Source organism: Mycolicibacterium psychrotolerans (assembly GCF_010729305.1).
Classification (GTDB): domain Bacteria; phylum Actinomycetota; class Actinomycetes; order Mycobacteriales; family Mycobacteriaceae; genus Mycobacterium; species Mycobacterium psychrotolerans.
Genome location: NZ_AP022574.1, coordinates 489,765 through 508,993, shown reverse-complemented (window position 1 = coordinate 508,993; position 19,229 = coordinate 489,765). Strand labels below are relative to the sequence as shown.

Below are 19,229 nucleotides of genomic sequence, written 5' to 3'. Positions count from 1 at the left end.
ATGGATCCGTTGGCGCCCTTGGATGCGGCGATGATGACCGCGGAGTTGCTCTCCGACCCGCTGCACACCGCCGCGCTGCTGATCTTGTCGCCGCCCGAGGAGGCCGGCCCGGATTTCGTCGACGCGCTCTATCGGGATGCGGTGACCGCGACGGCAGAGCTGGACCGGCGCTTCCGGCGGCACCCACACATCGGCGTGGACACCGCGGGGTTGTGGATGTGGCGGCACGACGACACCGTCGACATGCGCGAGCATGTTCGACGCACGACGCTCCCACCGCCCGCAGACCGGAAGGCGTTGTGGGAACTGGTCAGCTCGCTGCACAGCGAACCGCTGGACCGGTCGCGGCCGATGTGGATGGCGTATGTGATCGACGGACTGACCGACGGCAGGTTCGCTTTCTACATCAAGGTGCACCACACCGTGGTCGACGGTGTCGCAGGGTTGAAGATGATCGCCGATGCGCTCACCACTGATCCCGCGAACCGGTCGGTCCGGTCCCTCTTCGCGACCACGTCCCCGGCTGCCCAGCCGGCCGCCGTGCCCTCCGCCCGCCGCCCGCCGTCGCTGGTGCGCGCGTCGCTCACCGGCGTCACATCGGGCGTGGGCTTGGCGCGCCGGGTCGCTCTCGGCGGTCTGGCCATGACGGTCGGGCACTTCGCCGACGGCACCGCGGCGCTGCCGCTCGACGCCCCCTACACCCGGTTCAACGGACGTCTCGGCCGACACCGCACATTCGCCGGAGTCGACTTCCCGAAATCCCGGATCCGCGCCCTCGCCCATACGGCCGACGTGACGGACAACGACGTGCTGATGGCCGTGGTGGCCGGTGTGCTCCGTGAGTGGCTGGCCGCGCGCGGCGAACTGCCCGCCGACACGCTGGTGGCGATCTGCCCGGTGACCGTCCGGGCTCGTGACCACGTGACCGATGAGGACCGGCAGGCGAACCTGTTCGGTCTGCAGTTGTGCCCACTGGGCACCGACCTTGCTGATCCTGCCGAGCGGCTGACCCACGTTCATCGCGCGATGGCGCGAGCCAAGCGCCAGGTCGCGCAGGGCGGTCCCGCCGCTACCATGCTGCTGGCGGCACCCAGCATCGCGGCCACGGTGCTGCCGCCGATCATGCCCTTCGCGCCGCGGGTGCGTCGCGGGTACAACGTGTCCATCTCCCACGTTCCCGGTCCGCGGAGTCAGTTGTACTGGAACGGAGCGATTCTCGAGGAGATCTATCCGGTGTCGACGGCGATCAACGGTCAGGCACTGAACGTGACCATGTGTTCCTACGCCGATCGGGTGACGTTCGGCTACGTCTCGGGTCGTCGTGTGATACCGGATGTGGGGTCGCTGATCCCGCTGACCGAACAAGCTCTCGCTGAGTTGGAGACGGCGCTGGGCACAACTGCAGAGGAGACGTGAATGGGTGTCTACGCCATCACCGGTTCGGCCTCGGGGATGGGCCTCGAGACTGCCGTCAGGCTGCGCGCCGCCGGCCACACCGTGATCGGAGTGGACCTCCATGACGCCGACATCGTGGCCGACCTGTCGACCGCTGCGGGCCGCCAGGCGGCCGCCGACGGTGTCCTCGCTGCGAGCGGCGGTCGGTTGACCGGCGCCGTGCTGGCCGCCGGCGTCGGACCCGGCCCGGGACCCGCCCGGCTGAGGTCGATCACGGAGGTCAACGTCTTCGGCGTCGTCGACCTGCTCGACGCCTGGCGCCCCGCACTGGCCGCGGCCGGCCATGCGAAAGTCGTTGTCTTCGGCAGCAATTCGGCAACCACCACACCGCTGGTCCCGGCCCGCACGGTGCGGGCACTGCTCGCCTCCGAGCCCGACAAGGCGATCCGGTCGGTCCGCGTCTTCGGGCGGAACGCCTCGGTGCTGCTGTACGCCGCGTCGAAGATCGCCGTGAGCCGCTGGGTGCGACGGCACGCGGTGACCGCGGATTGGGCCGGCGCTGGTGTCCGGATGAACGTGTTGGCGCCGGGAGCGATCATGACCCCACTACTGGAGGAACAGCTGTCGTCGCCGGACCGGGCGAAGTACGTGCGGTCGTTCCCCGTCCCGACCGGCGGGTTCGGCGCCGCAGGACAGCTCGCGGACTGGGCCGTCTTCATGCTCTCCGATGCGGCAGAATTCCTCTGCGGCAGTGTCATGGTCGTCGACGGCGGAACGGACGCGTACTTCCGCTCCGACGACTGGCCTAGCCGGGTGCCGCCGTACCGCCTGGTGCGCTACTTCAAACGCTTCAGACCGTGGTCTACTCCGCGCTCGGCTGACGGGTCGGGGTGATCCGGCCCCGCACTCCGTAGACCGACGCGCGGTCGAGCAGCTCCTGATAGAACGCGTCGCTCACGGTCTGCTCGCGGGTGAGCAGGAAGCCGGTCAGCCCGCTGCGGTCGCTGACGATCGCCCACTGGTAGTTCGGATCGAGGTCGACGATCCAGTAGTTGCCCGGCGGGTTGGCCTTCGGCTTGCCGAAGAACGTGACGTTCAGTTTGTTGTTCGACGGATCGACGGGCAGCGCCGCCCCCTCGATGGTCGATTCCGGTCCGTTGTCGAAGAAATAGTTGCCGGAGTTCTCCACTTTGATCGATCCGTCGAGATTGGGGCTGTAGACGGCCTTCGTGTTGACCAGCCCGATCGAGAAGAACTGCTTGACGCTTCCCACCTCGAACCAGGTGCCGAGGTACGAGTCCAGGTCGACGACGGGCGCGGGCGACAGTACGACGGCGGCGGTGTCGCCCATGACGATGTACTGGTCGGGGGCGCCGTAGATGCCGGTGCCGTCGACCGGGCCCCGCCCGGCGAACAGGTCGTTGATCCAGCCGTCGGCCAGCGTGTAGACCGCTTCGGTGTTGCCGGGCGGGGATCGCCGCGTCACCAGCTGCGAGAAGAAGTCGACGAGGAAGTTGCCGCCGATCAGCGAGTCGACATGCGAACCGTTGGCCAGCGTCACCCCGACGAACCGGTTCGGGCGTTCCCTGACCAGCTCGCTGGTGGTGGCCCCGAAGAAGTTCCCCAGCTGGGGAGGCGCAGCGATCTGGTAGACGGGGATGTAGGGCTTGTCGAGCCGGTCCAGAGCGTCGGGCACGACGCCGCCGAAGGTGAAGCCGTCGAACATCACCACGCCGCGCAGGTTGCCGCCGGTGCCCGGGTCGACCGCGTAGTAACCGCCGGCTGCGGCGGCCAAGCCGCCGCCGGCGGAATGTCCTGTCAGGACGAAGTCCTTCGGCAGTACCCCTGAGAACCCGGCCGCTTCCGCGCTGTGGTTGAGCGCACCTTCGTCGCGGAGAAACAGCGCGGCGACGCCCTTCTGGGTCGATACGCCGTTGATCCAGCATCCGCCGCACCGCAGCGATGGGAGGGACGGCAGATTGGGGGCCACAACGATGCTGTTGGTCCGCTGCGCCAGGTTCTTGGCAAGCGCGGAGTAGAAGAAGCTGCTACCAAAAAAGCCGTGCTGCAGGTAGATGACGCCCTTGGCCGCTACCGAACCGCCCCCCTGGGTGGGGAAGTACCAGTCCGCACGTGTGGTGAGCGTCTTGTCGCCGATCGGAATGTCAAGCGCGGCGCGACCGGTCTTGACGCCGGTGACGACGCCGGCGGGGGCTGACAGCGTCTGTACCGGCGGGGTGTCGACGGGTTCCAGCCGTTCGGGCTTGGCCAGGGCCGACATCAGGTTGAGTGCCACGGGAGCCAGCGGCTCAGGTGAGCGCCGGTGATCAGTTGTCTCCCGGGGTGCCGTGTCCTCGGCGGGTTCCTCGCTCTCGGTCTCCTCAGATTGGCCGAGGGTGAAGAGCTTGTGGTGCTTGACGCGAGTGGTCGGCGCCTCCGCCTCGTCCTCGTCCGGCTCGTCGTCGCGCTCCCGGGTGGACGCCGGAGCCGACGCGGGGTCCGCGTCTCCCCGGGTGGCGCCCTCGTCTTCGGCCGAGGTGTCCCGGGCCGGACCCGCACTATTGGTGTCGGCCGACCGGCTCGCGGAGTCCTCGCCGGTGTCGGGCTCGGCGGCGGCGACACCGTGTCCGGCGCTGAGCGCGATACACGCGCCCGCGCCTGCGGCAAAGAACCAGTAACCGATATTTCTCGACGTCACGTGCGAAATCTAACCGTGAACTGGCGAACCGCGAAGCAAATTGTCGGCAACGTCAGGGTCCCGTCACGTCACAATGGCGGTGATGAGTGAGAAGCCGCAGGTGAAGGTCTGCCCGGTCTGCGGCAGGCCCTTCCACGACCGCAAGAAATGGAGCTCGCGCGGGCAGTGGGATCGGATCGTGTACTGCTCCCGGCGCTGCCGCGGTGCGGCCCGTTGATCTCGCCGTCACCGGGTCTGTCCCACGAGCCCCACCCCGCGACGTTCTGCAGGCCGCTACTCGGACTTCCTGTGCAGAACGTGCAGAGGTGGGGCGGTCAGAACACCCGGATCCAGTCGATGAGCATCTGAGCCGGATAATTGCCGCCCGCGGGCTCGCGGCCTCCCGAGCCGCCGACCGCGATGTTGAACACCGGCGCCAGGGTGTACCCCGGGTCGTTGAACGGCCAGTCGTCGATGGAATTCGCGGGCACGGTGAAGAACGGCTCCATGCCCGGCTGGTAGTCCTTCCAGAAGTACATGCCTGTCGGCAGCCACGTCATGCGCCACGTGTGCCACGCGTTGTCGATGGGGTGGCGATCGGTGGCAAAGGACGTGCCGTCCAGCCGTGCGTGCACCGTCGTGCCGGACGGCCAGTCGTTGTTGCCGTACCACTCGATCAGGTCGACCTCACCGCCGCGCACGGGGTTGTCGTTGAGCAGCCAGAATGCGGGCCAGGCACCGTCGGTGAGGCAGTCGAGCTTCACCCGCGCCTCCCAGGTGGTGCCGACCCCGCCGCGCCAGTTCCCGATGACCTTGGCGCTCGCGTACTTCTCCTGGATGGTGTTGCCCGGACCGCGGGTGGCGCGGATGACCAGGTTGCCCTTGCCGTCCTGGAAGATGTGCTCCTGGTCGGTGACGTAGCGTCCCATGTTGTAGGGCTTGTCCCACTCGACGGGGTTCTTGATGAGTTCGCGTTCCGGGACGATGAACCACCACGCCGGATCCGGCGGTGCGCCGGCAGGGCCGTTGAACTCCTCCTGGAACAGGAACGCCGGGGCGACGTCTGCAGTCGGGGGCGCCGCCGCTCCGGGGGGTACGGGAACAGGGGGGACATCGCCGGGGACGGGTTGGGCGTGAGCGGTCGCGGCGGGCAGCGCCGCGGCTGCGGCGCCCAGACCGATCATGAACATCAGGTGACGACGATCCATTTCTGGCACGGCACGACGATAAATGATGTCGGCCCCAGGCGTTTGCCATCCCCGGCATCTGCCGGATCTGGCGTGTCTCGCCGTTCTATTCGTCCAGGTAGATGGCTTCGTCGCGGATGTGCACCCGAACGGTGGCGAGCTTGAGCCGGCTGCCGAACGCGCGGATCAACGCCGAATAGGGCTTGAAACCGAACAACCGGCCCTTGGGTCCCTCCGTCATCGCGCCCGTGCCCACGTCGTAGCGGGCGCGGTGCCACGGGCATTCCAGGCAGCCCTGCTCGGTGACGCGGCCGCGGCCCAACTGAGCGAACTGGTGCCGGCAGGTGTTGCCGACCGCGAACGGGGTCCCGTCGGGCGTCACGCCGACAGCCAGCACGCCGTGCCGATCGGTCCTGACCTCTCGCACCCCGCGCTCGTCGAGGTCGGTCAGCCGGATCAGCAGCGACCCTTGTGCGCGGACCGCGTTGTCGTGGGTGAGGGGCGGGAAGATGCTGCCGGTGTCGACTCCCCGCTCGTGGGGGTCGTTGCGGAGACTGGTCATGGCCGAGAGCTACCCGCGGCCTGTCGGCGCGAACATGACGTCACCAAAGCGTCATCGGTACCGGTTTCGGTCGACGCGTGAACGGCTACCTTCGGACCCGTGCTCCTCGACGACGCTGTGCGGTTGGCCGGCCGGACTGCTGCGCGCGTGGTGACGCGGCCGGCGCGGATGGACCTCGACGGCCGGGTGCTGTTCATCACCGGCGCCGCGCGTGGGCTCGGTGCTGAGACCGCGCGCCGCGCCCACACCCGCGGGGCGCGGGTGGCGCTGGTGGGACGGACGTTGGCGACGCTGCAGGCGCTCGCCGACGAGTTGGGCGACGGCGCAGCCGCTTTCGAGGCGGACGTCACCTCGGCGGACAAGCTGCAGCGCGCCGCCGACGACGCGGCGGCGACGTTCGGCGGGATCGACGTGATCGTCGCCAACGCCGGAATCGCCCCGCCGTCGCGCACCGTGGCCACCATCGCCCCGGACGCCTTCGAGCACACCGTCGAAGTCGACCTGCTCGGCCAGTGGCGGACCGTGCGGGCAGCACTGCCCAGCGTGCTCGAGCGCCGCGGCCACGTGCTGCTGGTCGGCTCGATCTACGCGTTCTTCAACGGCGTGCTGGCCGCGCCGTACGCGGTGAGCAAGGCGGGAGTGGAGCAGTTGGCGCGGGCGCTACGGGTCGAGTTGGCGCCGCACGGCGTCACGGCCGGGATCGCCTATCTCGGTTTCATCGACACCGATCTGGCCAACGATGCGTTCGCCGACGAGGCGGCCGCGGCGGTGCGCCGGGCGGTGCCCGGCATCTTCACCAGGGAGATGACGGTCGGCGCGGCAGCCGACGCGGTGCTTGACGCGATCGAGCGGCGCGCGGCACGCGTCAGTGCGCCGGCCTGGGTCCGCCCGTTGCTGGCCGTGCGGTCCCTGACGACGGCGGTGATGGACGATGTGCTGCTGCACAATCGCGGTGTGCAGGCGGCGATCACCAGGGCGGAAACAGCTGCGCAGCAAGATGGTTCGTAGTCGCTGCCACAGCTGCTGACGCCATGTCTTCGACGCCGTCTCAGGGCTCGATCACGAGCCGGCTGATGAGGTCGCCGGCCAGGGTGAACCGGTAGTGCAGATCGGCCACCCCACCCGGGAAGTCGCCTTCCAGACGTTGGACGACGTCGATGTGCTCGGGACCGGAGACGGTGGCGCCGGTGAACGTGGTGGTGAAGGTGTATTCGCTGCCCGCGTCGTCCAGCCAGGCGCCGATGGCCTGTCGTCCCGCGACGGTGTGTCCCTCGTCGGTGACGGCGGCGTCGGCGGTGAAGGTGCTGAGGGCGGCGGCCACGTCGCGGGTCTGGTGGGCGCTCAGGTAGGTGGGCACGACGGCGGGCAGGGCGTTCCACATGGTGTCGGTGTCAGTCATACCGCCACAGTGGAGATTCCCCAGGGGGAGGGTCAAGCGCTCGTCGTGGAGGTCAGGCAGCGACGGTGGAGCGGTGCAGGCTCCCGCCATCCGAAGCGGCCTGCAGCAACTCGGTGATCGTGAGATCACCCCAGCCGGTGTTGACGGGCCCGCGCGCGGTGCCCAGCCACGGCACCACGCCGGGGTCCGGGACGACGCCGAGGTGGTAGGCCTGGATGCCCGGCAGGTGGTACTGGAAGAAGTTGCCGAGGAAATCCACGAAGAAGATGAGACTGCGGATCGGGCCTGTGCGCCACAGCGTCACCGCGTTCAGCAGCGGTGTCATCGCCGCGGGATCACCGATCATCACTATGTGTCCGTAGTGCGGCTTGGTGCCGCCGCCGGGGACATAGGGCGGCATGAGCGGCTGCAGGCCGGGCAGGTCTGACGACATGAACGGTGCTGGATCGCCGTAGGTTTCGATGTTGACGAACAGCGAATCCGCACCGTTGCCGGGGACCGTGCTGCTCATTCCCGGGCTCTCGAAGCCGACGCCGGCGAGGCCGATCTGCTGAGCGACGTACTGGGCCTCCCACCCTCCGAGCGAGTGACCCGTGACGAAGATGTCGTCGGCGCCGTAACCCTGCGCAGCTGCGGCGGCCTGCACCCGCTCGGCGAAGCGCAGCGCATCGTGGAAGGCCCACGGTGTGGTCTGCGTGAAAATCACCTGAAGGTCCGTCAAGATCTGCGCGGCCGCGATGAACGCGTTGAAGAGGAGATTCGTCCCGCCGGTGGTGCCCTGATAGGCGATGACGATCTGATTGTCGGGGGTCACCCACACCCTGGCTGCCATGCCCGACATGATGTTCGCCGACGCCATCTGAAAGCCGTTGACAGTGAACGGAACCAGGCCGCCAGGTGTGGTCCCGAGACCGTACGCGGCCGCCGACGCGTTGAGGAACTGCGCCACCGTCGGGGTTTTCGCGGTGGTGGGACCCGTGTAGGTGAGCGTCGGGAACGGCGGTTGCGGCGGGGGAGTGCGATCGAGCCCGATCCACCGTTCCACTTCGCGGAACGCGGCGAACAGCAGGTCGTTGATCGGCGGCGCGATCTTGATCGGCGCAGCAGGCCCCTGGGAGGACCGGGTGATGTCGAAGATCTGCAGCACCGTGTTGACGAGATGGCCCGGCAGTTGCAGCAGCTTGCCCAGCGGCGACAGCGGTTGGGGCTGCAGTGGTGTCACGGCGGCGACCGGCACGTCGACCTCGGCGACGGTCGGGGCCATGGCTGCTGCCGGTTCGGCCTTCCCAGTACGGACGACGGTCAGGTGACGGGTCGGCGGCGTCGCTTCCGTGCTGTCGTCGTCCCTCGGTGTGTGGTCGATTCGTGCGCGGAGCCGATCGAGGAGCGGCGTGCGACGCTCGGGTTTCGCGAGCTGCGCCGTTTCATCGCGACGCGAAGGGCGTTCGGCCACGGCGTGATCAGTGCTGTCGGATTCGTCGGCCTGACCGGCGTCGACGTCGGCGTCCCGATCGCGGATCTCGGGCTCCGCCTCGTCCTTCGGGGCGTCGTCCTGCGACTGCGAAGGAGACGTGTCGGTCTCGGTGTCCTGACGGCCGGTGGAGGGTGAGGTGGTGTCCGCGTCGGCCGGGCCGGCGTGGACGGTCGTGCTGGATGTCGAGTCCGACCCCGAGGGGTCAGCCCATGCGATGCTCGGGACCGGTGCGGCGGCGATCCCGGCGCAGAGCGCCACGGCGACGACGGCGTATCGAATCCTCGGGCGTCTGCGCGCCCGCTCCCCATCAATCACCGCAAACGACTCCGTCCTGCTCAAGCCCAACCCTGACAACCTACGTTGTCCTGTGAGCGTAGTCACATCGGGGGGTGCGACGTACGCTGGTCCGGTGGCCGTTTCTGGTGCTGAGCTGCATCCTGACATCGCAGTGCTGGCGCCTCTGCTCGGCACATGGGCCGGCGAGGGCGCGGGGGAGTATCCGACGATCGAGCCGTTCAGCTACATCGAAGAGGTCACCTTCGGCCATGCCGGCAAGCCGTTTCTGACGTACGTGCAGCGCACCCGCGCCACCGACGACGGCCGGCCGCTGCACGCCGAGACGGGCTATCTGCGCGCGCCCGCGGCGGACCGCGTCGAGTGGATCCTCGCGCATCCGACCGGCATCACCGAGATCCAGGAGGGGCGGATAGCCGCCGACGGCAATGGGCTGCGGATGGATCTGGTGTCGAGCGAGATCGGCCGCGCCGAGTCGGCCAAGGAGGTGATGGCTGTGTGCCGGTCGATGGAGGTCCGGGGTGACACGCTGACTTACAGCCTGCGGATGGCCGCCGTGGGGCAGCCGTTACAGCACCACCTGTCGGCGGTACTGCGGCGACGGTAGGCCGATGTCAGGTCCCTCCACAATGACTCGGCCACATTGTGCCTCGGTCGGCGGGAACCGTGTGCGGCGATTGCTCGCCGGTGATCGATCGGGCTTGATAGCGAGGCCGGGAGTGACGCCCTCCCACAGATCCGGACCGCTCAGAATGACGGTCCCTTCCGCGAGCGTGTGCCCCGAACGTATTCAAGTGTGGGAGGCACATCCTCACCGATCTTCAGTGAGGACAAAGATCGCGGCCTGATGCTGGCAGGGGCCACGATCTGTTAGGGCGGTACAGCATTCGGGCGTCGGTGGTCAACACAGTGACCGGGACACAGATCGGGAAGACACTCGCCTTCGCGGGCGGCAACTACGGTTCGTCGAGTGTGTTCAGTCCGGACCGCGCTCACGCTTTGATCGTCACCACACAAGCCAACTGGCTCAGCCTCACCTCGACCGCCAGGGTCTCGATCCTCAAGATCGCCTAGCCCGCAGATCTCGGTTCGGCGACACGACGGACACGACCAGGGATCAGGCCGTCCGCCTGCGTCGATCCAAGCTGACGAGCCCGTACCCTGCGAATCACTATGGCAAAGGTTCTGAGTGCTCTCGCCGCCGTGGCCGCACCGGCGATCGCGGCAATGGCTCTCGCTGGGGGCGCGGCCGCTGATCCGCCGCTGCTCAACGGCACCTATGGGTCCACCGACGGCGATCCGTACAACGTGTGGACCATCGCGACGAGTTGCGCCCCCACAGGATGCACCGGCACGGTCGCCAGCAACCAGGGCTGGAGCACTCCCACGACCTTCACCGACGGCCGGTGGGTGTTCACGGTGACGAAGCCGGGCGGACTCACCTGCGACGACGGACACTACGAACCGGCCGTGGTGTCGATGTCGGTGGACCCGGTGACGCTGAGCGGTGTGGTGTCGTCGGACTCGAACTTCGGATGCGCAGGCGGCCTCGTCACCCAGAGCCCGTTCCAGCTTCAGAAGGTCGGCTGAGCCCAGCTACAGCGCGTCGCGGATGTCGTTCTTCAACGCCTCGGACTGGGTGCCGAACACCGCCTGGACGCTGTTGCCCACCTCGAGGACGCCGGCGGCGCCGAGCGCTTTGAGCTGCGCCTGATCCACCTTGGACTTGTCGTTGACCTCCATGCGCAGCCGCGTGATGCAGGCGTCCACGTTGACCAGATTGTCGCGGCCGCCGAACGCGGCGATGAGTTGCTCGGCCTTCGTCTGAGCCGGCGCGGCGACCGCCGTCGTCGTCGCTGCTGCGCCCGTGCCTGCCTCCAGGTTCGCCTGCTCCTCGGTTTCGAACTCGTCCTCCGGTTCGCGGCCGGGGGTGCGCATGTTGAACTTCGTGATGGCGAACCGGAACAGCAGGTAGTACACGACGAAGAACACCACGCCCATCCCGATCAGCAGCGGGATGTTCTTCGCGGCAGGCGCCGTGCCGTAGAGCAGCAGGTCGATCAGTCCGGCGGAGAACGAGAACCCCAGATGGATGTCGAGCAGGTAGGCGATCGCCAGCGACAGTCCCGTCAGTACGGCGTGGATGACGTACAGCGGAAACGCCACGAACATGAAGGCGAACTCCAGCGGTTCGGTAATCCCGGTCACGAACGCGGTGAGCGCCGCGGCCGACAGGATGCCGACCGCCACCTTGCGCTGCTTCTTGTTCGCCACATGGATCATCGCCAGGGCGGCGGCGGGCAGACCGAACATGAGAATCGGATAGAAGCCCGCCGTCAGGTGGCCGCCGGTCGGGTCGCCGGCGGCGAACCGGGTGAGCTCGCCGGTGACCGTCTCACCGGAGGGCGTCTGGTAATCGCCGTAGAGGAACCAGATGTAGGAGTTCGGAATGTGGTGCAACCCCAGCGGAATCAGCATGCGGTTGGCGAATCCGTAGACGAACGCCCCGATTGCTCCCGACCCGCCGATGAACTCACCGAGGCCGGTCAGCCCGGCGTCGAAGACGGGATAGAAGTAGCTCATCGCGAACGCGAGGAACAGACACGCGAGCGAGACGACGATCGGGACGAACCTTCTGCCGCCGAAGAATCCGAGATAAGACGGCAGCACGATGGTGTGGTAGCGGTCGAACAGCCAGGCCGTGAGCAAGCCGACGATGATGCCGGCGAAGACGCTGTAGTTGATCTGCGCCTGGTCACCCGACTTGTCGAGCTGACCGGCCAGCACGATCGGCGACATGGTCTTGAACACCGCCTGCACCACCAGATAACCCACGACCGCGGACAGCGCGGTGGATCCGTCGGCCTTCCTGGAGAAACCGATGGCCACGCCGACGGCGAAGAGCAGCGGCAGGTTCGTGAACAGCGCATCGCCGGCGGCGCTCATCGCCTTGAAGAACGGCCCGATGACCGGTACCTCGATCCGGCCCAGCAGGTCCGGCTGCCCCAATCGAAGCAGAATGCCCGCAGCGGGCAGGACCGCGATCGGCAGCATGAGGCTCTTGCCCAGCCGCTGCAACTGGGCGAATCCTGGTATCCGTAAGCCCGACTTGCTCTGCGCTTCTTGTGGTTTCGCAGAATTACTGGTCACAGATCAGCCTTCTCTCTCGCCCGTTTCGTGCCCTTGCGCAAGTGTGACAAGCCTATTCTGGGAGCGATCGGCTTTCATCCGATCGGACAAAAGGAGTACCGACGATGAGCAACACGTCCGTCCTCGCCCCGGTCGCCGGGCGCGCGGTCCCGCTTTCCGATGTCCCCGACCCGGTGTTCTCCGCGGGCATGGTGGGTCTGGGTGCGGCGGTGGATCCGCCGCGGGAGGTGATCGACGCGGTGGCTCCGGTGACCGGCAAGGTGCTCAAGCTGATGCCGCACGCCTACGTGATCATGACTTCCGACAACGTCGGTGTGCTGGTTCATCTGGGCCTCGACACCGTCGCGCTCGACGGCGAGGGATTCACCACCCACGTCGCTCAGGGCGACGAGGTCACCGCGGGCCAGAAGATGATCACCTACGACGTGCCTGCCATCGCCGCCAAAGGTCTCAATCCCATTGTCCCCGTTGTGGTGATGGACCAGCGCGACGCCGACGCCATCACTCCGGCCGAGGCTGTGCTCGAGGGCGCGGTGATCGCCCACGGTGACGGACTCTTCACCCTGACCGCCTGATGGCCACCTGATGGAAGTCGTCATCCTCGAAGACCGTGCGGAGATCGGCAGGGTCGGCGCCGACGCGGTCGAGGCGTTGTTGAATCGCAAGCCGGACGCGGTGCTCGGGTTGGCCACCGGTTCGTCGCCGTTGACCATCTACGACGAACTGGCGGCGCGCCACGAGGCGGGGGGGTTGTCCTTCCGCCAGGCCCGCGGATTCACCCTCGACGAGTACGTCGGACTGCCGGCCGACCACCCGGAGCGCTACCGCAACGTCATCGACCAGGTGTTCGTGTCGCGGGTCGACTTTCCTGACGGGGCAGTGCAGGGTCCGGACGGTCTGGCCGCCGACATCCCCGCCTCCTGCGCGGCCTACGAGGCGGCGATCCGCGACGCGGGCGGGGTGGACCTCCAGATCCTCGGCATCGGAACCGACGGACACATCGCGTTCAACGAGCCCGGCTCGTCGCTGGCCTCGCGGACCCGCATCAAGACCCTCACCCGGCAGACGCGCATCGACAACGCCCGGTTCTTCGACGACGACGTCGATGCGGTGCCGACGCACTGCCTGACCCAGGGGTTGGGCACCATCCTCGAGGCGCGGCACATCGTCCTGGTCGCGACCGGACGCGGCAAGGCCGAAGCGGTGCACCATCTCGTCGAGGGCGCAGTGAGCGCCATGTGGCCGGCGACCGTGCTGCAACATCATCCGCACGTCACCGTGCTTCTCGACGCCGCGGCCGCCCGTCGGCTCCAACTGGTCGACTACTACCGCGAGACCTACCGCAGCAAGCCGGACTGGCAGGGCGTCTGAGGTGTTGCTGCGCGCCGACACCGTGCTGACCGGGCGGGATTTGCTGCGCCCGGGCTGGCTGGAGATCTCCGACGGCGCGATCCGCCAGGTGGGTGCTGGCGCACCGCCCGCACCGCCCGATACGGACCTCGGTGCCGCGACTGTGGTTCCGGGCTTCGTCGACACCCACCTGCACGGCGGCGGGGGCGCCAACTTCTCGGCCGCCGAACCGGAGCAGACGGCCACCGCCGCGGCGCTGCACCGCGGGCACGGCTCCACCACTCTGGTCGCCTCGCTCGTCACCGCCGGTCCCGCCGAACTGCTGCGACAGGTTGCAGCGTTGGCGCGCGACGTCCGCGCCGGCGTGATCGACAGAATCCACTTGGAGGGTCCATGGCTGTCGCCTCTGCGCTGTGGCGCCCACCAGCCGGCACTGATGCGAGACCCGGAACCCGCCGAGATCGATGCGGTGCTGCGCGCCGCCGACGGCGCGATCCGCATGGTCACCATCGCACCCGAGCGCGCCGGAGCCATCGCCGCCATCGAACAGCTCGCCTCTGCGGGCGTCGTGGTCGCGGTCGGCCACACCGAGGCGACCTATGAGCAGGCTCGGGCGGCGATCGACGCGGGCGCGACGGTCGGCACACACCTGTTCAACGCGATGCGCCCGATCGATCGGCGTGAACCGGGACCGATCGTGGCGCTGATGGAAGACCCGCGCGTCACGGTCGAACTCATCACCGACGGGGTGCACGTCGACCCCGCGATCTACCGGTTCGTCTCCAAAGCCGTTGGCGTCGACAGGATCTCACTGATCACCGACGCCATGGCCGCGACCGGGATGTCCGACGGCCGCTACCTCCTCGGTCCGCTGGCGGTCGACGTCGCCGCCGGTGTGGCCCGGGTGGCGGGTACCGACACCATCGCGGGCAGCACCGCGACGATGGACCGGGTGCTCCGGTTCGCCGTCACCCACAGCGGAGCGCCGCGGGACGAGGCGCTGCAGGCCGCGGTGGCGCAGACGTCGGTGAACCCTGCCCGGGCACTCGGGTTGCCGAGCGCCGAGCTGACCGTCGGCGCGGCGGCCGACCTGGTGGTGCTCGACGGGGAACTTGCCGTCATCGGCGTGCTGCGGAAGGGCTCCTGGGTGGTCACACCGGCGTGACCTCGGGCGCGGAGGTCGTGAGCGCCAAGGTTGCCTTGCCAGGTCGCCAAAAGCGGCAGGCCCCGTACTCGCACTCTGCGAGTGTCGGTTCGAGTCCGACTGGGGCTCCGATGTGCTGGCGGGCAACGCGTTCAGAGCGTTACCCGATCTGCACCACGGACACCTTGGTGCTGTACCCAGTGAAACGGTTGAAGACGACATCTGCGGTCACTGCGCGACGTCCGTCAGGGCTCAGCACGTTTGAAATGCCCCATGTTCCCTTCAGGATCGGACCTGCCAGGGCGCCGGTCGCAGTGTTGATCACCGCGAGCTTGGTGCCGGTGCTGACGAGGGCGCGGGTGCCATCGGCGCTCAACACCACCGAGCCGTAGTTGTCGTCGAGAGTGAGGTCGGCGCCGACCTGATTGCCGGTATCGGTGTCGACGACCGACACCTGGACGGTAGGAGTTCCGGTGGATGCGACGTTCGTGCTGAGCGTCAGGGTCACGGCGCGGCTGAGGTCGGCGCTGAACCAGATTGAGCCGCCATCGAGGAAGCCGGTCATCGTGGTGGTGGTGGCCACTTGAGTGGCGTTCGCAGTGTCGACCAACGACAACCGGGTGGTGTTGATGCCCAAGCGACCGTCGAAGGTGTTCGTCACGATCAGCGCGCGGCTGCGGTCGAGGCTGACCAGCCGCGAGCCCCACTCGCTGCCGTGCAGTGTCAGCGTGGTACCGATCTGTGCACCGGTGATGGTGTTGATGACCGCCACCAGGGTGGTCGGGTTGCCCAAGTTACGCGGATCGGGTACATCGCTGACCATCAGCGCACGGCTGCCCTCGTCATCCAACAGCTGAGGGCTGTAGTCGGTGCCGATCAGCGGTACTCGCCAGGCGCCGGTGCGGGTCGTAGTGGTGTGGGTGCCGGTATCCAGGTCGATCGCCGTGATGTGCGTGACGGATCCTAGAGTCGGGTCAGACACGGAGTCGAAGATCAGTGCGCGGGTGCGATCGGCGCTCAACATCGGGTACGGTTCGCCGACGGGGATGACGGTGTCACCGAGCTGATCCCCGGTGTCCGTGTTCATCACCGCCGCCCGGATGGTGATGAAGTTGGTGTCCGGGTCCCAATCGCGGGTGGTGATGAGCGCGCGGCTGCCATCCCAGTTCAACTCCGGGCCGTACAGTGAGCCGTCACCGGCGAGCTCGAAGGTAGAGCCGATCTGGGCGCCGGTGGTGACGTCCACGACCGTCACCTGGGTGGTGAATCCGGTCGACGGTGTTCCGACGATGTTGTACACCAGGGTGTGAGTGCCGTCGGTCGAGGAGTGAGAGGCGTCTGTCGAAGAAGGGCTGCCGCTCTGGATGTTGCTTATCTGCGTGCCGCTGGCCAGATCGATCACCACCACTCCGTTGCCGCCGTCCGAGCCGGTGATGACGCCGCGACTGCCATCGGCACTCAGCACAGGGGGTCCCCAGCGATAGCCCGGCAGGCTGATATTGCCAATGACTGCAAGTTTCGTGGCGTCGGGAGGCGGCGTACTGCCGGGGGTGATGGCCAGCACCCGCACGGTGTTGTCGACAGCATCGGAGACGTAGAGGGTGCCGGTAGGGCTGATCGTGACGATGTGGCCACCGGTCGGGTCAGAGTCGATCGCCACGGTGCGGAGCACCGTGAAGGCCTCGGTGTCGATCACCGAGATGCTGTCGTCGCCGTTGGCGACATAGGCCAAGTTCCCCAGCGGGCTCACTGCTACCGAACTTGGTGACAAACCTACTGGGATCGGGTTTGTGCCAGAGCCTTTGGGGTCAACAGAAGCGAGCTCATCGGTGCCGGTATTGATAATCGAGACGGTGCCGTTGCCTACCACATACAACCGGTCGTTGGATCCGATAGCGAGGTCGGAGGGCTGGCTGGCTACGGCTATGGTTTTGATGACGGTGTTGGTGCTGGTGTCGATCACCGACACGGTGTTGCTGCTGCGGTTGGCCACATAGAGGCGATTGCCACTGAGTTCCAACGCGGTAGGCCCGGAACCGACGGAAATCGATTGATTTCCAGAAACATTCGCATTGATGTCAACCATCTTGTTGATTGTGGTGTCAATGACCGACACTGTGTTACTGCCGCGGTTGGCGACATACAGTCGGGTGCCGCTGAGCGCCATCGCGGCAGGTGATGAACCTACCGCAATGCTCGTCGAGAAAATGCTCGTGTTGGCGTCGACGCGTTTGTAGGTGGCAGTGTCGATGACTGTTACTGAGCCGCTGCGGGTGTTGGCCACATACATGCGTTTGCCGTCCGTACTGAGCCCCAATGCGCTGGGTGCTGAGCCCACGGAGATATCTCGGGAAAACACGCTCGTGTTGGCGTCAATGCGTTGGCCGGTGACAGTGTTGATCACCGACACGGTGTTGCTGCCCGTATTGGCGACGAACATGCGGCCGTCAGACGTCATCACCATCGCCGAGGGGCGGCTGCCCACCGCGATTGAGGCCTTGGTGTCCAACCTCGTCGGCGAGATGTACACCTGTATCGTCGCGATGCTGGTCTGTTGACCGTCGCCGACCGAGACGGTGAAGCAGTCGATGTCGGCCGTCGTCGTCGTGCCCGCAGCCAACCGTGCGGCCTCGGTTGGGGTGTAGGTGTATCTGCCCGTCTGCGGGTTCACCACCACCGATCCGCCGTTCGCTTCTCTGGCCACGGCGTAGGTGAGCGTGTTGTGGTCTGGATCTGTGGCGATCACCGTGCCGGTGACCAGGCCAGTCACCGGATCCGGGATGCCGACGGGCTGGGGGCGAACGTCGGGTGCTGAATTCGGCAGCGCAAGCGCTGTGGCGAAAGTCTGCCCAGTCTCGGTGCTTCGGCTGCTCGGCGCGACACCGCTGAGGCGTGGGCGGCCAGCCCACGCCGCCAGCGCCGTCTCCAGTTGCGAGTCGACCGGTATCGGTGCGGGGCCGTCGCTACTGGACGAGCCAAGGGCCGTCGGCGTCGGGAGGTTCATCGTCATCTTTAGGGTCGCCGGTTGAGAAGGTTCCGCGTCTGGTGCCCCCACCGGAATTCCCTGATGGGCAACGACACCAGCGCGCGTCGGCGCGGCCGTAGGCATGACCACCATGGTGGCTGGCGGCGCGGAGGACTGCGCCACCGCTGCCTCAACAACGGCGCGGTCGCGCAGTGAAGGAATCCGCCGCGGAGGAGCCTTGACCTCTCCGGCCTCCCTGTCTGCGACGGACAGCGTTGCGCGCCGCGTGCCTCGTTGCCGGTTCTTCGGTCGCTCATCGTCCTTAGCGGGATCCGACTCCATGCGGTCATCTGGGCTCGACTCCGCGTCCGCGGGTCCTACCCTTTCCGGATCGGTCGTCTTTGCGGAGTCGCCGTCCTTATCGGAAGGCTCAGCAAAGGACGAATCGGTGGTGCCTTCAGTCTTCTTGGGTGCCGCGGACTCGCTCGGCCCCGCGGGTCCTGACCCGTCCTTGGTCTCCGCGGCCGCAGACGTGGAATGGTTGGCCCAAGCGGTCCCCGGCGTGGCGGCGAGCGCCATGCCGATCCCCAGAGCGACTGCCAACCCGCCCACCCGACCGATATACCTGGCGCTGCCCATGCCGTCCCTGTCGTCGGTTTTCGCCTTTGTTATGACCTGGATCTTGTCCCAGGTTCAGCCGACCGAACGCAGTAATGCGCTACTGCACTTATGGGAGCGAACACGCGACCGTATGCAAGGCCCGTATTAGAGGTATTAACCGTTCGAGCGCGACCATGGATTCTTCAGGGGTAGCGATCAACAATCGGAGGCGGGTATCTGAACGGGACGGTGCCCGCAGTGCCAGGAGAGTAATACTGAGACGAGGGCGGTCATCGCCGGCCAGCGAAAGGGGTAACGGGCGCCAGCTTGAGATTGAGCGTGGGAATGGGTAACGCCACTGCCCTTCGGGCATGGTATCCGCGCCGGGAAACTGTTGGCGCGGACACCATGCGAGCGGTTCAGGCCCGCGCCACGTCGATCGTGACGGGTACGGGATTGCTCACGATGTCGCGGACCGGCGAGTAACGGGTCAGGCCGGCGAGCTCGGCAAGCTGATCGTCGTCGAAGTCGCCGGTGATCTTGATCGTGACCTCGATCCGCTCGCAGCCCGGGCGGACATCGCTGTCCAGACCGAGGAAGCCCTGCAGGTCGAGGTCGCCTCGGATGGTGGTCTCCAGCGTTTCGAGCGCGATGCCGCGGGCGGCCGCGTGGTAAGCGATGGTGCCTGTCAGGCATGCCGCCAGTGCATGCAGGACGTATTCGCCCGCGTTGGGCGCGCGGTCTTCCCCGAGCAGGACGGCCGGCTCGTCGGTGTCCACAGTGAACGGCTCGGTGCGGGTGGCGTCTTCTTCGCCGGCCCCGTAGAAATCCTTGATCACCGTGCGGCTGTGGCCGCCGTCAATCCATCGATTCCGCGCGCGGAACTGAAACCGCGCAAGTTCCGGCTTCGCACTGATGGACTCGATCGTTGCCGACAGGCGGTCGAGGTCGACGCCGTTGACAGTGCTGGTTGCCTGCATCGTGAGCTCCTTACGTGATGGGCCGCAGCCTCAGGATTTAGCACGACCGATC

At 67.2% G+C, this 19,229-nt stretch carries 18 protein-coding genes; 10 read left to right on the top strand and 8 right to left on the bottom strand.

Annotated features, from left to right (window positions below; translation table 11 throughout):
- Nucleotides 1-1,416 carry a wax ester/triacylglycerol synthase family O-acyltransferase gene (locus G6N45_RS02540; protein WP_163720277.1) on the top strand — a complete coding sequence of 472 codons (1,416 nt, stop codon included), beginning with the start codon at nucleotides 1-3 and terminating at the stop codon, nucleotides 1,414-1,416.
- Complete coding sequence (locus G6N45_RS02535) at nucleotides 1,417-2,289, top strand: SDR family oxidoreductase (RefSeq protein WP_163720276.1); 873 nt, start codon at nucleotides 1,417-1,419, stop codon at nucleotides 2,287-2,289.
- On the opposite strand, the gene G6N45_RS02530 is transcribed toward G6N45_RS02535, so the two are convergent.
- Nucleotides 2,258-4,093 (bottom strand): lipocalin family protein, encoded by a 1,836-nt coding sequence (locus tag G6N45_RS02530; RefSeq protein WP_163720275.1) that lies wholly within the window; start codon nucleotides 4,091-4,093, stop codon nucleotides 2,258-2,260. The genes G6N45_RS02535 and G6N45_RS02530 overlap by 32 nt on opposite strands.
- Nucleotides 4,094-4,175: 82 nt before the next feature.
- On the opposite strand from G6N45_RS02530, the gene G6N45_RS02525 reads away from it, so the two are divergent.
- Nucleotides 4,176-4,310, top strand: coding sequence for a DUF2256 domain-containing protein (locus tag G6N45_RS02525; RefSeq protein WP_163720274.1), 135 nt, complete (start codon nucleotides 4,176-4,178; stop codon nucleotides 4,308-4,310).
- Between the two features lie 97 nt (nucleotides 4,311-4,407).
- On the opposite strand, the gene G6N45_RS02520 is transcribed toward G6N45_RS02525, so the two are convergent.
- Both G6N45_RS02520 and G6N45_RS02515 read right to left on the bottom strand, forming a co-directional pair.
- Nucleotides 4,408-5,280 (bottom strand): glycoside hydrolase family 16 protein, encoded by an 873-nt coding sequence (locus G6N45_RS02520; protein WP_163727643.1) that lies wholly within the window; start codon nucleotides 5,278-5,280, stop codon nucleotides 4,408-4,410.
- An 85-nt stretch (nucleotides 5,281-5,365) separates the two neighbouring features.
- Entirely contained in the window at nucleotides 5,366-5,821 is a 456-nt protein-coding gene (locus tag G6N45_RS02515; protein ID WP_163720273.1) for a Rieske (2Fe-2S) protein, read from the bottom strand.
- 99 nt (nucleotides 5,822-5,920) lie between these two features.
- On the opposite strand from G6N45_RS02515, the gene G6N45_RS02510 reads away from it, so the two are divergent.
- On the top strand, nucleotides 5,921-6,829 hold the full coding sequence (locus G6N45_RS02510; protein ID WP_246228852.1) for a short-chain dehydrogenase/reductase: 909 nt from the start codon (nucleotides 5,921-5,923) through the stop codon (nucleotides 6,827-6,829).
- A 40-nt stretch (nucleotides 6,830-6,869) separates the two neighbouring features.
- Here G6N45_RS02510 and G6N45_RS02505 read toward each other — a convergent pair whose 3' ends face one another.
- Nucleotides 6,870-7,220: a nuclear transport factor 2-like protein gene (locus tag G6N45_RS02505; RefSeq protein ID WP_163720272.1), complete on the bottom strand. Its 351-nt coding sequence runs from the start codon at nucleotides 7,218-7,220 to the stop codon at nucleotides 6,870-6,872.
- A 52-nt stretch (nucleotides 7,221-7,272) separates the two neighbouring features.
- Nucleotides 7,273-9,009, bottom strand: a complete 1,737-nt coding sequence (locus G6N45_RS02500; RefSeq protein ID WP_163720271.1) for an alpha/beta hydrolase family protein — start codon at nucleotides 9,007-9,009, stop codon at nucleotides 7,273-7,275.
- 94 nt (nucleotides 9,010-9,103) lie between these two features.
- On the opposite strand from G6N45_RS02500, the gene G6N45_RS02495 reads away from it, so the two are divergent.
- The 3 genes from G6N45_RS02495 to G6N45_RS02485 all read left to right on the top strand — a co-directional run bounded on the left by G6N45_RS02495 (nucleotide 9,104) and on the right by G6N45_RS02485 (nucleotide 10,578).
- Nucleotides 9,104-9,595, top strand: coding sequence for a peroxynitrite isomerase (locus G6N45_RS02495; RefSeq protein ID WP_163720270.1), 492 nt, complete (start codon nucleotides 9,104-9,106; stop codon nucleotides 9,593-9,595).
- Nucleotides 9,596-9,897: 302 nt separating this feature from the next.
- Entirely contained in the window at nucleotides 9,898-10,062 is a 165-nt protein-coding gene (locus G6N45_RS02490; protein ID WP_163720269.1) for a hypothetical protein, read from the top strand.
- 99 nt (nucleotides 10,063-10,161) lie between these two features.
- Nucleotides 10,162-10,578: a hypothetical protein gene (locus G6N45_RS02485; RefSeq protein ID WP_163720268.1), complete on the top strand. Its 417-nt coding sequence runs from the start codon at nucleotides 10,162-10,164 to the stop codon at nucleotides 10,576-10,578.
- Between the two features lie 6 nt (nucleotides 10,579-10,584).
- Here the strand turns inward: G6N45_RS02485 and G6N45_RS02480 are convergent, their stop codons facing one another.
- Nucleotides 10,585-12,138, bottom strand: a complete 1,554-nt coding sequence (locus G6N45_RS02480) for a PTS transporter subunit EIIC (protein WP_163720267.1) — start codon at nucleotides 12,136-12,138, stop codon at nucleotides 10,585-10,587.
- A 104-nt stretch (nucleotides 12,139-12,242) separates the two neighbouring features.
- On the opposite strand from G6N45_RS02480, the gene G6N45_RS02475 reads away from it, so the two are divergent.
- The 3 genes from G6N45_RS02475 to nagA are packed head-to-tail and all read left to right on the top strand — an operon-like array spanning nucleotide 12,243 to nucleotide 14,653.
- Nucleotides 12,243-12,713 carry a PTS sugar transporter subunit IIA gene (locus tag G6N45_RS02475; RefSeq protein WP_163720266.1) on the top strand — a complete coding sequence of 157 codons (471 nt, stop codon included), beginning with the start codon at nucleotides 12,243-12,245 and terminating at the stop codon, nucleotides 12,711-12,713.
- A 10-nt stretch (nucleotides 12,714-12,723) separates the two neighbouring features.
- Nucleotides 12,724-13,509 (top strand): glucosamine-6-phosphate deaminase, encoded by a 786-nt coding sequence (gene nagB / locus G6N45_RS02470; protein ID WP_163720265.1) that lies wholly within the window; start codon nucleotides 12,724-12,726, stop codon nucleotides 13,507-13,509.
- Nucleotide 13,510: 1 nt separating this feature from the next.
- The gene (gene nagA / locus G6N45_RS02465) at nucleotides 13,511-14,653 is read left to right on the top strand and encodes an N-acetylglucosamine-6-phosphate deacetylase (protein WP_163720264.1); all 1,143 of its coding nucleotides are present in this window, start codon (nucleotides 13,511-13,513) and stop codon (nucleotides 14,651-14,653) included.
- A gap of 139 nt (nucleotides 14,654-14,792) precedes the next feature.
- Here nagA and G6N45_RS02460 read toward each other — a convergent pair whose 3' ends face one another.
- Together G6N45_RS02460 and G6N45_RS02455 are read right to left on the bottom strand one after the other, a co-directional pair.
- On the bottom strand, nucleotides 14,793-18,209 hold the full coding sequence (locus G6N45_RS02460; protein WP_163720263.1) for a YncE family protein: 3,417 nt from the start codon (nucleotides 18,207-18,209) through the stop codon (nucleotides 14,793-14,795).
- 407 nt (nucleotides 18,210-18,616) lie between these two features.
- Nucleotides 18,617-19,177 (bottom strand): OsmC family protein, encoded by a 561-nt coding sequence (locus tag G6N45_RS02455; protein ID WP_163720262.1) that lies wholly within the window; start codon nucleotides 19,175-19,177, stop codon nucleotides 18,617-18,619.
- Nucleotides 19,178-19,229: the final 52 nt, after the last annotated feature.

Bases quoted from the DNA above. Each gene is read 5' to 3' on its own strand.
- G6N45_RS02540 (WP_163720277.1), top strand. From the start codon at position 1: ATGGATCCGTTGGCGCCCTTGGATGCGGCGATGATGACCGCGGAGTTG.
- G6N45_RS02535 (WP_163720276.1), top strand. From the start codon at position 1,417: ATGGGTGTCTACGCCATCACCGGTTCGGCCTCGGGGATGGGCCTCGAG.
- G6N45_RS02525 (WP_163720274.1), top strand. From the start codon at position 4,176: ATGAGTGAGAAGCCGCAGGTGAAGGTCTGCCCGGTCTGCGGCAGGCCC.
- G6N45_RS02520 (WP_163727643.1), bottom strand. From the start codon at position 5,280: ATGGATCGTCGTCACCTGATGTTCATGATCGGTCTGGGCGCCGCAGCC.
- G6N45_RS02515 (WP_163720273.1), bottom strand. From the start codon at position 5,821: ATGACCAGTCTCCGCAACGACCCCCACGAGCGGGGAGTCGACACCGGC.
- G6N45_RS02505 (WP_163720272.1), bottom strand. From the start codon at position 7,220: ATGACTGACACCGACACCATGTGGAACGCCCTGCCCGCCGTCGTGCCC.
- G6N45_RS02485 (WP_163720268.1), top strand. From the start codon at position 10,162: ATGGCAAAGGTTCTGAGTGCTCTCGCCGCCGTGGCCGCACCGGCGATC.
- G6N45_RS02475 (WP_163720266.1), top strand. From the start codon at position 12,243: ATGAGCAACACGTCCGTCCTCGCCCCGGTCGCCGGGCGCGCGGTCCCG.
- nagB (WP_163720265.1), top strand. From the start codon at position 12,724: ATGGAAGTCGTCATCCTCGAAGACCGTGCGGAGATCGGCAGGGTCGGC.
- G6N45_RS02455 (WP_163720262.1), bottom strand. From the start codon at position 19,177: ATGCAGGCAACCAGCACTGTCAACGGCGTCGACCTCGACCGCCTGTCG.